Source organism: Marinobacter sp. (genome assembly GCF_033722195.1).
In the GTDB taxonomy this organism is placed as follows: domain Bacteria; phylum Pseudomonadota; class Gammaproteobacteria; order Pseudomonadales; family Oleiphilaceae; genus Marinobacter.
In genome coordinates this window covers 16,823-28,000 of sequence record NZ_JAWVZL010000040.1, presented here as the reverse complement: position 1 = coordinate 28,000, position 11,178 = coordinate 16,823, and the positions used below count along the sequence as shown (strand labels likewise).

The 11,178-nt window shown below is 64.4% G+C and carries 12 protein-coding genes; 8 read left to right on the top strand and 4 right to left on the bottom strand.

From position 1 onward, the window contains the following. The 8 genes from R3280_RS09345 to R3280_RS09310 form a co-directional block, all read left to right on the top strand. On the top strand, positions 1–1,661 hold a 1,661-nt coding region (locus R3280_RS09345; protein WP_318998332.1), incomplete at its 5' end, for a hypothetical protein. Next, positions 1,661–2,680, top strand: a complete 1,020-nt coding sequence (locus R3280_RS09340; RefSeq protein WP_318998331.1) for a hypothetical protein — start codon at positions 1,661–1,663, stop codon at positions 2,678–2,680. The genes R3280_RS09345 and R3280_RS09340, both read left to right, overlap by 1 nt. 76 nt (positions 2,681–2,756) lie before the next feature. Beyond that, positions 2,757–3,356: a paraquat-inducible protein A gene (locus tag R3280_RS09335; RefSeq protein ID WP_318998330.1), complete on the top strand. Its 600-nt coding sequence runs from the start codon at positions 2,757–2,759 to the stop codon at positions 3,354–3,356. Continuing rightward, the gene (locus R3280_RS09330; RefSeq protein ID WP_318998329.1) at positions 3,353–3,970 is read left to right on the top strand and encodes a paraquat-inducible protein A; all 618 of its coding nucleotides are present in this window, start codon (positions 3,353–3,355) and stop codon (positions 3,968–3,970) included. Before R3280_RS09335 ends, R3280_RS09330 begins: the two co-directional genes overlap by 4 nt. Next, a complete protein-coding gene (locus R3280_RS09325; RefSeq protein ID WP_318998328.1) occupies positions 3,963–5,621 on the top strand; it encodes an intermembrane transport protein PqiB in 1,659 nt (552 codons plus the stop codon). The genes R3280_RS09330 and R3280_RS09325 overlap by 8 nt, the downstream gene beginning before the upstream one ends. Before the next feature lie 22 nt (positions 5,622–5,643). Continuing rightward, the gene (locus R3280_RS09320; protein ID WP_318998327.1) at positions 5,644–6,195 is read left to right on the top strand and encodes a PqiC family protein; all 552 of its coding nucleotides are present in this window, start codon (positions 5,644–5,646) and stop codon (positions 6,193–6,195) included. A 107-nt stretch (positions 6,196–6,302) separates the two neighbouring features. Beyond that, positions 6,303–7,637, top strand: coding sequence for an erythromycin esterase family protein (locus R3280_RS09315; protein WP_318998326.1), 1,335 nt, complete (start codon positions 6,303–6,305; stop codon positions 7,635–7,637). A 27-nt stretch (positions 7,638–7,664) separates the two neighbouring features. Continuing rightward, entirely contained in the window at positions 7,665–8,108 is a 444-nt protein-coding gene (locus R3280_RS09310; protein ID WP_318998325.1) for a hypothetical protein, read from the top strand. On the opposite strand, the gene R3280_RS09305 is transcribed toward R3280_RS09310, so the two are convergent. From R3280_RS09305 to trxC, 4 genes are all read right to left on the bottom strand, one after another. Then, positions 8,109–8,315 (bottom strand): DUF2905 domain-containing protein, encoded by a 207-nt coding sequence (locus R3280_RS09305; RefSeq protein ID WP_318998324.1) that lies wholly within the window; start codon positions 8,313–8,315, stop codon positions 8,109–8,111. Between the two features lie 118 nt (positions 8,316–8,433). After that, on the bottom strand, positions 8,434–9,762 hold the full coding sequence (locus tag R3280_RS09300) for a DUF3422 domain-containing protein (protein WP_318998323.1): 1,329 nt from the start codon (positions 9,760–9,762) through the stop codon (positions 8,434–8,436). Positions 9,763–9,896: 134 nt separating this feature from the next. Further along, the gene (locus R3280_RS09295; protein ID WP_318998322.1) at positions 9,897–10,589 is read right to left on the bottom strand and encodes an SDR family oxidoreductase; all 693 of its coding nucleotides are present in this window, start codon (positions 10,587–10,589) and stop codon (positions 9,897–9,899) included. Between the two features lie 139 nt (positions 10,590–10,728). Beyond that, positions 10,729–11,166: a thioredoxin TrxC gene (gene trxC / locus R3280_RS09290; RefSeq protein WP_318998321.1), complete on the bottom strand. Its 438-nt coding sequence runs from the start codon at positions 11,164–11,166 to the stop codon at positions 10,729–10,731. Between the last annotated feature and the right edge of the window lie 12 nt (positions 11,167–11,178).

The following is an 11,178-nucleotide window of genomic DNA, read 5'->3' as shown; positions in this document are numbered from 1 at the left end:
GCCTCAAGTCCCACGCCTACCGGATCGATGCCCGTTTGTATGGGCCGCTGCTGAGGTTGGCCCAGGCCCGAGATCCCAGGCTGCTGGGGGACATCCGGCTGGTGCCCCGGTCATCGGTGCCCGCTGACTGGGTCATTCTGGGTGTCACCGACCCGCAAACCGGCCTCAGGTTTGGTGTGACTGATGCCGAGCGCGAGGCCTACACGTACCGGCACGGGCGGCGGCGCTTCTACGGGGAGTTCTACCAGCCGGGCAGCGACAGCCCCCTGGCCGGCACCAGCCGGGCCAGAATGCCGGATCTGGGCACGACAGCGGAGGCCCGGGAGATACATGTCTATGCCGCACCGGCCACGGCGGAAGTCACCGATGCTCACCGCAAGCTGAGGCGTTATAAACGTTGGGATGAGATCGCTGACAAATTTAGGCTGCCTTATTTTATTGTGGTTATTGAGGCTTTTAATGTTTGGAATGAAAAAAGGCTCTTTAGCAAAGTTTTCGACAATCGGAGTGCCTTTAGGGCCTATGCAGGTGCGATTAGCGCAAGTCTGGATTTGCTCATCGCCTCAGTGATGTCGGTAGAAAGAGTGTCTCAGGATATCGGGAAGTGGCAGGGATTGAGCACTCGTCTTAACAAAACATTTTTCTCAATAAATCGTGAGCTAATCGCTCGCTACTCACCCGACCTGGCGAAAGCGCTGCCAAGGGTTGTAAGTTACCGTTTACTGGGTGGCATTGTATCCGGGGGTCTTACCATGACTCTGTCCTTGATGGATATGGCCCACGAGTTCGATACCGGTGACAGCGATGCCGCTCTGGCCCATGGAGTCTCCGCTGTGGGTGGCGGAATGATGCTGATGAGCGGTCTGATATTTTCCAGTGCCGCCTCATCCGGTGCTACCGTGGTCCTTCTTGGCATGGGGCCGGCCGCCTGGCTGGGGGTAGGCATTGCCCTTGCCATCGGTGGTGGTATTGCGGCTTTCATACTGAATGACCCGCCCCTGGTGGACTGGCTGAAGCGGGGCCCTTTCGGCGCCGAGCAGGACGACAGCTATGGCCACCTGGCCGAGGATCCGGCTGAGGCATACTATCGCCTGGTGGGCATGCTCTCGCGGCCAAGAATTGTGATGAAACCCCTGCGGAATCTGCCGGCCTCACTTGTCGGCGAAGGTGTATTGCTGAGTGCGGTGGAGGAAAGGCAGTTAAGCCGGGTGAACTATCAGGTCCGAGTGGAGAACAACCTGTCCTCGTTCCTGGATGAGAGTACTCTGAGTTGCCATCTCCGGTTGGTCTCCGAAGTTACGCGGATCAGCAACACCCCCAGCTCCAGCGGTTTTCCCGTGACCCGACGCAGTGTTCAGGACCGGTCACCGAAGGTGCTGCTGGAGCAGCCCCTGCCAAACGGCATGGCCTACTATCTTACCCTGCCGGCGGACGAAACCAGCGCCCGTCTTTTCCAGACCTCCATCACTGGCAGCGCCGTGGCCGTGCGCGCCCAGTGGCGGGCGCCCTGGGCGGATAACCGGCACCGCTACTTCCCGGCACCGGAATTGGATGACGGACTGGTCTATAATGCGGCACACCACGGCCAGCCCGATTTCATGGAAGAAAACCAGCCCTTCTGGGCCGATGAGCAAACCCACAGGTACAAGGAAGACGCCTGATGACCGCCGTCATGGAGAAAGCCCCCGGCTATGCCGATACTGCCTACCGCAGCAACCGCAAACAGAAGGGTCCCGACGAACCCAATCAGCAGAGCACCCTCTTCCGCAAGGGCTGGACCATGGGGCCGGCCCTTTCCAAAGGGCGGCTGAGCTATGTGTACCCGGCGGGTTTTCTGGATACCTGGACGCCGGAAGGCTTGCGGGAAAACGAGGAAAGGGAAAAGCGCAAAGGCATCACGGAGCGGGAGGAGCGCCACACCTATTACGGTCGGGTGGACGAGGAAATGCTGCGCTATGCAACGCTGCCGAGAACCTCCTGGTTGCTACTCTGGATGCGCCATGGTGGGCGCGTCGTCTTCCTGATGCTATTTCCAATAACTTTGCTCGTGTGGTTGTTCGGCTGGACACAGATGCCGTCCGGTATCACTTTTAAAGAGTTTCTGTTGGACGGGGTAATCCAAACTTTTTGCTTTCTGCTCCTGCCTTTTCTTGTTTGCTGGGGTATCGGCGCTTTCCTTGAGAAGAAATTCCCCAAACTCGTCTACCAGGAGCCCAAAGGCCCTCTCTGGGAACTCAACCGCCGCACGGGGCTGGTGACCCTCTTCCACCACCCGGAAAAATCCGACCGGCCCGGCGAGGTAGACGCCCAGGCCCCGTTTCACGAGTGGGACGGCTACATGCTCAGCCTGCCGGACCACCAGGGTTTTATCTGGTACCGGCTGGTTCTGGTCCACAAGACCCGGGAATGGGCGCTGTCGCTGAACCAGCTGGTGCCGGCCACCACCAACCGGGAGGAGGTGTACGCCTTCTGGGACCTGATCCGCCAGTACATGGACGTCACCAAGCCCCTGCCGGACATTCCCCTGTTCGAGGCCTACCGCCACCTGGATCCCACCACCGCCGAGTACGACCGCAGGAAAGACCGCGAGCCGCACTACTGGCGCGACATGGACGATGAGACCTACAAGGCGTTCCAGCGGGACAACATGGACCGGCTGCACCGCTATCAGTGGGGCTGAAGCCACTGGACTCCCGCCCATCCTTGTTCCAAGCTGAAGCCAGAACCGGCCCTGTTTAAAAACAAGGACCTGAGGGATGCGTCACAGCTCCGAGCTGATTATCTGTGAATACTGCGACTCGGTTTACCAGCGCCCGGACCTGGCTCGCCATGAGCGGGCCCACTGCCAGCGGTGCGGTGCCATTCTCAGCCGGGAGCCCTGGCTGAATCTGGACCAGCTGTTCGCCCTGAGCGTGGCCGCCGGGCTGCTGCTGCTGTTGGTGTGCTTTTCGCCGGTGCTCTTTGTGCATGCACAGGGCCAGGTCAATTCCGCCACCCTGCTGGAGGCGGTGCTGGCGTTGCTGGGTGGACCCATGACCCTGATGGCCATCACCGCCGGCATGGCCCTGGTGCTGGTGCCGGCGGCGCAGCTGACACTGCTGATCTGGCTGCTGGCGTTTGCCCGGCTGGGCCGCCAGGCCCCGGGTTTTCTGCTGGGCATGCGGGCGCTGGAGGTGCTGCGGCCCTGGAGCATGCTGGAGGTGTTCCTCCTGGGAGCGCTGGTGGCGGTGGTCAAGCTCACCGGCCGGATCGACGCGGCGCCGGCGATCGGCCTGTTCGCCCTGGGCGCCCTGAGCCTGTTGATGATCGGCGTTGCCGGCCGTGACGTGCGGATGCTGTGGGAGCAGGTGACATGAGCGTGCCCTTCGCCCGGGACCTCAACCTGATGCTCTGCCATCGCTGCAAGTACGCCTGCCCGGTGGCGGATTTTCCCCAGGCCTGCCCGCGCTGCACCGCGCCGCTGCACGACCGCAAGCCCGAGGCCATTAGCCGGACCTGGGCGCTGATGCTGGCGGCGCTGGTGTTCTACGTTCCCGCCAATGTGCTGCCGATCATGCGCACCCAGGCGCTCCAGCACGATTCCACCACCACCATCCTGGGCAGTGTGGTGGATCTGTGGCAGGGCGGTGCCTGGGATATCGCGGTGATCATCTTCGTGGCCAGTGTCGGCGTGCCGGTCACCAAGTTCCTGGCGTTGGGCCTGCTGCTGATCACGGTGCAGCGTGGCGACCGGCGCTCACAGCGGGAGCGCACACAGCTTTACCGGGTGCTGGAGCTGATCGGCTACTGGTCCATGCTGGACGTATTTGTCGCGGCCCTGCTCACCGCTTTGGTACAGTTTGGAGCTCTTGGCAGTATCGAACCGCGGCCCGGCATCCTGTTTTTCGGGCTGGTGGTGATTCTCACCATGATGGCCACGCTGAGTTTTGATCCGCGCCTGATCTGGGATACAGGGAGACCGAATGACTGACTCGTCCGGCGGCCAGACGCTCGCCAGCCCCGAGGTGCGAAGCCGCCGCTGGCATCTGTCGCTGGTCTGGCTAATTCCCCTGGTGGCGGCCCTGGTGGGGCTGTCCATGCTGTGGCATGCCTGGCAGCAGACCGGCCCGGTGATCGAGATCAGTTTCCAGACCGCCGCCGGCCTGACGCCGGGCCAGACCCCGGTGCAGTACCGCAACGTGGTGATCGGCGAGGTCACCGACGTGGCGCTGGGACCGGATCGGGACAACGTCATCGTCACGGTGGAGCTGACCAAGGACGCGACCGCCTTCACTGCCGAGGACACCCGCTACTGGGTGGTGCGGCCGCGCATCGGCGCCGGCGGCATTTCGGGCCTGGATACCCTCTTCTCCGGTGACTTCATCGCCGCCGATCCGGGCACCTCCGACACCAGCGCCAAGCGCTTCCAGGGCCTGGAGTCACCGCCGCCTGTGACCTACGGTGAGCCCGGCAAGCGCTTCGAGCTCCAGGCCGGCAACCTGGGGTCGCTGGCGGTGGGCTCGCCGGTGTATTACCGCAAGGTCCGGGTCGGGCAGGTGGTGTCCTATGAGTTGGCGGACAATGGTGACGGTGTCGATATCGAGGTGTTCGTGTCTGCCCCCCACGATCAGTACGTCACTCCCGACAGCCGGTTCTGGAACGCCAGTGGCATCGAGCTTGGCCTCAGCCCCGAGGGTCTGAAACTCAGCACCCAGTCCCTGGTATCCATCCTTACCGGTGGCATTGCCTTCGAGGCACCACCGCCGGAGACCAGTGACACGCGGGTTGCCAGCCAGGGCGCCCGGTTCCGGCTGTTCGAGAATCGCGAGGCCGCGATGGCGCCCCGCAAGGGGCCGCCCCAGCGTATCCGCATGCGTTTCGATCAGTCGCTGCGGGGTCTCGAGGAGGGCGCCCCGGTGGATTTCCTGGGCAAGAAGATCGGCCGGGTCAGCCGTGTCACCCTGGACTACGATGCCGACAGCCAGACCTTCCCGGTGGTGGTGGATGCGGTCATCTACCCCCAGCTCATGGGCCGTGCCCATGACAAGCTGATGCAGGCCATCAGCAAGGACACCCCCGACAACGCCGCCACCGGCAAGCTTTTCCGCCAGCTGGTGAACCAGGGCCTGCGGGCCGAGGCCCGCAGCCAGAACCTGCTGACCGGTCAGCTTTACATCGCCATGGAGTTCTATCCGGAGGAGGAAGTGGCGAGCCTGGATGCCAATGCCCAGACCATCGCCATCCCGACCCGGCCCACCAGTCTGGACCGGGTGCAGGCCCAGTTGACGGCTCTGGTGGACCGGCTTGACGGCATACCCTTCGAGCGAATCGCCGGAAACCTGGACGGCAGCCTGGTTGAGCTGCGCAAGACCCTGTCCCAGTTCAACAGTGACGTGCTGCCGGCCACCCTCACCACGCTGCAGAGTGTCGATCAGGTGATGGCGGACATGCGGCTTGCCATGGGCGCCGCCATCGATGCCCTGGAGGAGGGTTCGCCCGAGCGGGACCAGCTTGATCGGGCGCTGACCGAGGTGGAGCGCATGTCCCGCTCGGTGCGGGAGCTGTCCGACTACCTGCGGCGTCATCCGGAGGCCCTGATCCGGGGTCGTCAGTCACAGGATCGGGGCGATCTTCAGCCCTGATTCCGGCCAGGAGAGCCATAGCATGACAAAGACATTCGGAATCCTGTGGCTGCTGCTCGTTCTGGGTGGTTGTGCCAGTCCCAAAGTCCAGTTTCACACCCTCATGCCGCCGCCGGAGCAGGCGCTGGAGACCCGGCCCGATGCCGCGGCCATTCAGCTGGAGCAGGTGCTGGTGCCGGCCTACGTGGATCGCAGCGAGCTGGTGGTGCGCCAGGGGGACACCGGCCTGGTGGTGCTGTCGTCGGACTGGTGGGGGGCCACCCTCGCCGAGGAAATTCGCAGTGCCCTGATGGCGCGCCTGGCGGCCAGTTCGGGCCAGGGCGAGCCGGTGCGTGTGGCGGTGCGGCTGACCCGGTTTGATGCGGTGGCCGGTCGTGGCGCCTGGGTCACGGCCCGTTACCGGGTCAGTGCCGGCAAGCGCTCCCTGCTCTGTATCAGCGAGCAGCACACCCGCGCCGGCGAGGGCGTGGAGTCCCTGGTGACAGCCCTGCAGACCAGCGTGGCCGGGCTGGCGGATGAGATCCTGGCGGCGAGCCGGGCCGGCAGTGACTCCTGGCGGTGTCCGGGTCCCTAGAAAACCATGGGCCCTTTAACTTCCGGCCAATGGTCGCATTATGGATAGAACAGGAGTGATAATCACACTTGGGGCGCCGCTTCTGGCGCTGCACGCAGGAGGCATCCATGGCATTCTTGCAGTCATCCCAACCTCTGAAGCAGTTACGCAACGCCACCAATCCTCTGCTCGGAGAGGACACGGACTACGATCCACTACTGGCCCAGGCGGCCGACAAGTCCTTCATTCTGCTGGGGGAGGCCACTCACGGCACTCACGAGTTCTACCAGTCCCGCGTGGAGATCACCAAGCGCCTGATTCGCGAGCAGGGTCTTAACGCCGTTGCGGTGGAGGCCGACTGGCCGGCCGCCTATCGGGTCAACCGCTACATTCGCGGGCTGGGCAACGACCAGTCGGCGGAGCAGGCGCTGCGGGATTTTCACCGTTTTCCCCTGTGGATGTGGCGCAACACGGTGATGCTGGATTTCATCGAATGGCTGGCGGACTACAACGACGGCCGTAGCCTGGAAACCCAGGTGGGTTTCTACGGCCTCGACATGTACAGCCTCTACGAGTCCATGTACTGCGTGCTGGAATACCTCGGCAAGGTCGACCCCGAGGCCGCGGAAAAGGCCCGGGAAAGCTACAGCTGCCTGGACCACACCGCCAACGAGCAGCAGTACGGCTACGGGGTGATGCTGGGCAAGCGGCCCTCCTGCGAGGAGGAAGTGATCCGTCAGCTCCTGCTGGTACAGGAGAACGCCGCCAGTTACGTCCGGGACAACGGCATGCTGTCCCTCGATGAGCACTTCCAGGCCGAGCAGAACGCCCGCCTGGTTCGCAACGCCGAGCGCTACTACCGCACCATGTTCACTGGCCACACCAGCACCTGGAATCTGCGTGACCGCCACATGAGCGATACCCTGGACGCGCTCTGGAAACACCTGTCGAAATGCACCGGTCGCACCGCACGTATCGCGGTCTGGGAGCACAACTCCCACCTGGGGGATGCCCGCGCCACCGACATGGGCCGGGCCGGCGAGTTCAACGTGGGTCAGTTGAGCCGTGAGCGCTATGGCAAGGATGCCCTGCTTGTGGGCTTCACCACCCATCACGGTACCGTGTCCGCGGCCAGCCACTGGGAAGGGGCGGTTGAGCGCAAGGCGGTAAGGCCGGCGCTGCACGGCAGTTACGAGGGGCTGTTCCATGAACTGGAGCAGCCGGCCTTTTTTCTGAACCTGCAGAACGACGTGCCCGAACTGCTCAACAAGCCCAGGCTGGAACGGGCCATCGGTGTGCTCTACCTGCCCGCCACCGAACGCCGCAGCCACTACTTCAACTGCCAGTTGAGCGATCAGTTCGACTCGGTCCTGCATTTTGACGCCACCCGGGCGCTGGAACCCATGGACGATGTCTCCGAATGGTCCGAGGGCGCACCGGACACCTACCCATTCGGCATCTGAGCCGTTGCCGCCAGCAAGGAGGAACCGATGAACGCCAAGCTGATGCTGCTGACCCTGCCCGCCCTGTTGCTGGCGGGCTGCCAGACCACGCCGGAGCGGTTTGAGGGCGTGCGGGGCTACCAGGCCGATGTGAGTGGAGAGACCGTCAGCCTCACCTACACGGATGTGGCCTCAACCCGATGGGCCACCATCGCCGACCGGGCGCACCAGGCCTGCGCTGATGTGACCGGCCACGACGCCAACAATGTTCGGTTTATTGAGCAGCAGCGCATGGAGTTCACCCGCCAGGTACCCACGGTGATCAGTGTGCCGACCCGGCACTTCCCGCCGGCCTCCGCCTACGACACCGGTACCGGTGTCGCGCCCTCGCCCGCCGGGCCGGAAACCCTGATGCAGTACGAGACCGTCAGCCGCACGGTGATGCTGCGACAGGCCCAGGGTACCTGCGAGGTCAAGGGAACTGAAAGCTAGTCAGCGCTGGAACAGGTTGATCAGGACGGTCAGCACCAGGCTGATGAGGATCATCGAGGTGATGGGGATGAACACCCGGCTGCTCTCGGACTGGATATTGATGTCCCCGGGCAGCCGGCCAAACCAGCTCACCAGCCAGGGCGCAAATTGCAGGACGAGGCCCAGCGCCACCAGCACCAGCCCCGCGATGATCAGCCATTTCGGCATGCCGCCTCCCGTTCGGATGACCGGGTTTGGTCAGTTCCCAGTCTAGCAGCTGATCGCCGGTTCTTTCTGCTGATGGCTATCCGGAAACCCCGTTCCCTTCATATCCCCTCATTGCCCGTCATGTCCCCTCGCGCCCTGAGCGCTCCTTGCGCGCCAGAGTCAGGAAGCGCCGGTGGATGCGGCGTACCGACAGGTACACCAGGGCCAGGACCAGCGGGATGGCGATCCCCAGCGCCAGCGACTTGTTGAACGGCAGGCCGGCCTGGTAGGCCGCGTCCAGGCCGTATTTGAGCAGGCCGATCAGGTAGTAGCTGATGGCCACCACCGACAGCCCTTCCACGGTGTGCTGCATCATCAGCTGGATGCGGGAACGCCGGTCCATGGAGGCCAGCAGTTCCTGGTTCTGGTTCTGGATCGCCAGGTCCACCCGGGTGCGGATCAGTTCCGAGGCCCGGTCGATCCGGCGGGACAGATCCTCCAGCCGGTCGGCCACCGACTCGCAGGTCTTGACCGCCGGGGTCAGCCGCCGGGTCATGAACTCCCGGATGGTGAGGTGGCCGGAAAGCTCATCCTCCCGCAGCTCTTCCAGCCGCGCCAGCACCAGTCGGTGGTAGGCCCGGGTGGCGGAAAATCGGAACGTGGACTGGGCCCGGAAGGCCTCGATGCGGGCGGCGATGTGGGACAGCCGGGTCAGAATTTCCTGTTCGTCCACCGCCTGGTTCTCCGCCAGGGTCTGGGTGATGCCGGCCAGCTGCCGGTCCATGTCGGTAAGGCTCGGAGACATGTTGCGGGCCAGTGGCAGCGCCAGCAGGGACATCAGCCGGTAGGTCTCTATTTCCAGGATGCGTTGGGTCAGCCGCCCCAGCTGGCTGTCCGAGAGCTGGCGGTTGAGCACCAAGAAGCGGCCGAAGCCATCGCTGTGGAGCTGGAAGCTGCCCCAGACCCGGGCGCTGCCTTCCTGGGGGCTGCTGCCCACCAGCCGCATGCCCTCGAACCAGGGCCGCACCCGGGCCAGGTCCTCCTCGGCGTTGTCGTCCACCTGCTGCAGGTCCAGGTGGAATGCCGCCACCACCTCGCCGCTGAGCTGGTCCAGCCAGCCCGGCGGCAGGCCGGAGATGCCGGTTTCCCGGAAGGGTTCGCCCTTCTCGCTGGCCTCCTGGATAAAAGTGTAGGAGGCGAACTCCATGTGCATTTCCCGGCGCACCCGCAGGCTGCCGAAACGCTGCTCCTGGCAGCTGGTGTCCCGCTGTGGCGGGGTGGCGCCCATCAGTTCATGCAGTTGCTGGAAATGCCGGAACTGGGCCTGGCGCTGGGCGTCACTGGTGAGCAGCGCAATATGGGTGACCCGGGCCGGGCAGGGGATGACCTGGAAGGGGCGGGAGTGCAGTTCGTTGTAGAGCTCGGCTCTGAGCGGATGCAGGCTGAGGCCCTGGGCGGACTGGTTCAAGCGGTGGTTCCCCGGCGATGGTGTGCCTGCCGCAGGCGGCGGCCGGCTGATCTAGCCACTCTAAGCCATGGCACCGCCGGGGTGTATATGACGATGGGCCTAAGACCAATGGCCCATCGCCGCAGGCCGGTGGGTCAGTCCTCGATCGGCGGTGTCGGGCGTACCAGGATCTCGTTGACGTCCACATGGGCCGGCTGCGCCAGGGCGTAGATCACCGCGTTGGCGATGTCCTCCGGCTTGAGGGCGGTTTCCGGCGGCTCGTCGAAGAAGGGCGTATCAACCATGCCCGGTTCGATCAGGGTGACCCGGACGCCACTGCCGCGCAGCTCTTCCCGCACCCCATAGCCGATGGCGGACACCGCCCACTTGGTGGCGCTGTACATGGAGCCGGGGATGGTCACCCGGCCGGCGGCGGAGCCGGTCAGCAGCAGGTGGCCGCGGCTCTCCCGCAGCGCCGGCAGGGTATACTGCAGGGTCAGGCCGACGCCGTAGATGTTGGTGAGGATCATGTCCCGCCAGGTGTCGGTGTCGGCGCCGCTGAAGCCACCGGGGGAGCCGCCGCGGCCAGCGTTGGCGAAGACCGCGTCAATACGGCCGAACTTGTCCAGGGCCTGATCCACCATCGCTTTCTGGTGGTCACTGTTCTGCACGTCACAGGCCACGGTGAGGGCGCGATCCTCGCCCCCCAGCTCGTGCTGAAGCTGGTTGAGCTTGTCCCGGGAGCGGGCCGCCAGTACCAGCCGGTAGCCCTTCTCGGCGGCGGCATAAGCGGTGGCGGCGCCAATCCCGGATGACGCACCGGTGATCAGTAGAACGGGGTCTGCCATGACATCCTCCTTATCGGTCTCGATCGGGTTCGTGGCTCGGTGACAGCAGTTACCAACCACTCTACCGCCTCCGGAGCCAGGAGTTAATCAGGGGTTCCTCAGGCTACGATGTCATGCCCGCTGACCGATCACCCGGGCTTCAGTGGATAAAGCCGTCCAGCCACTGGTCGATCTGGCCGGCGGACAGGGCGCCGCTCTGGCGGGCGATCTCATGACCACCCTGGAACAGGATCAGGGTAGGGATGCTGCGGATACCGAACTGACGGGCGCTGGCCTGGGCCTGCTCGGTGTTGACCTTGGCGAAGGCCACCTTGCCGCGCCAGCGTTCGGCGGCCTTGGCGAATTCCGGCGCCATGGTCTTGCAGGGGCCGCACCAGCTGGCCCAGAAATCCACCAGCAGGGGCAGGTCGGAGCGGTTGGTGAAGTTGGCGAGGGCAATGTCCCCCAGTTCGGCAATGTGGCCGCTGGCCAGCGGCTGCTTGCAGGCGCCGCAATTGGGCTCATCCTGGAGGCGGCCGGGGGGTATGCGATTGGGTTTGTGACAGTGCGGGCAGAGAATGTATAGGGGTTCGGCCATCGGCGCCTCCGG

Excerpts from the sequence above, each read along its gene's own strand:
- R3280_RS09325 (WP_318998328.1), top strand. The coding sequence starts at position 3,963 with ATGACTGACTCGTCCGGCGGCCAGACGCTCGCCAGCCCCGAGGTGCGA.
- R3280_RS09335 (WP_318998330.1), top strand. The coding sequence starts at position 2,757 with ATGCGTCACAGCTCCGAGCTGATTATCTGTGAATACTGCGACTCGGTT.
- R3280_RS09295 (WP_318998322.1), bottom strand. The coding sequence starts at position 10,589 with ATGGCAGACCCCGTTCTACTGATCACCGGTGCGTCATCCGGGATTGGC.
- R3280_RS09330 (WP_318998329.1), top strand. The coding sequence starts at position 3,353 with ATGAGCGTGCCCTTCGCCCGGGACCTCAACCTGATGCTCTGCCATCGC.
- trxC (WP_318998321.1), bottom strand. The coding sequence starts at position 11,166 with ATGGCCGAACCCCTATACATTCTCTGCCCGCACTGTCACAAACCCAAT.
- R3280_RS09305 (WP_318998324.1), bottom strand. The coding sequence starts at position 8,315 with ATGCCGAAATGGCTGATCATCGCGGGGCTGGTGCTGGTGGCGCTGGGC.
- R3280_RS09310 (WP_318998325.1), top strand. The coding sequence starts at position 7,665 with ATGAACGCCAAGCTGATGCTGCTGACCCTGCCCGCCCTGTTGCTGGCG.
- R3280_RS09315 (WP_318998326.1), top strand. The coding sequence starts at position 6,303 with ATGGCATTCTTGCAGTCATCCCAACCTCTGAAGCAGTTACGCAACGCC.
- R3280_RS09320 (WP_318998327.1), top strand. The coding sequence starts at position 5,644 with ATGACAAAGACATTCGGAATCCTGTGGCTGCTGCTCGTTCTGGGTGGT.
- R3280_RS09340 (WP_318998331.1), top strand. The coding sequence starts at position 1,661 with ATGACCGCCGTCATGGAGAAAGCCCCCGGCTATGCCGATACTGCCTAC.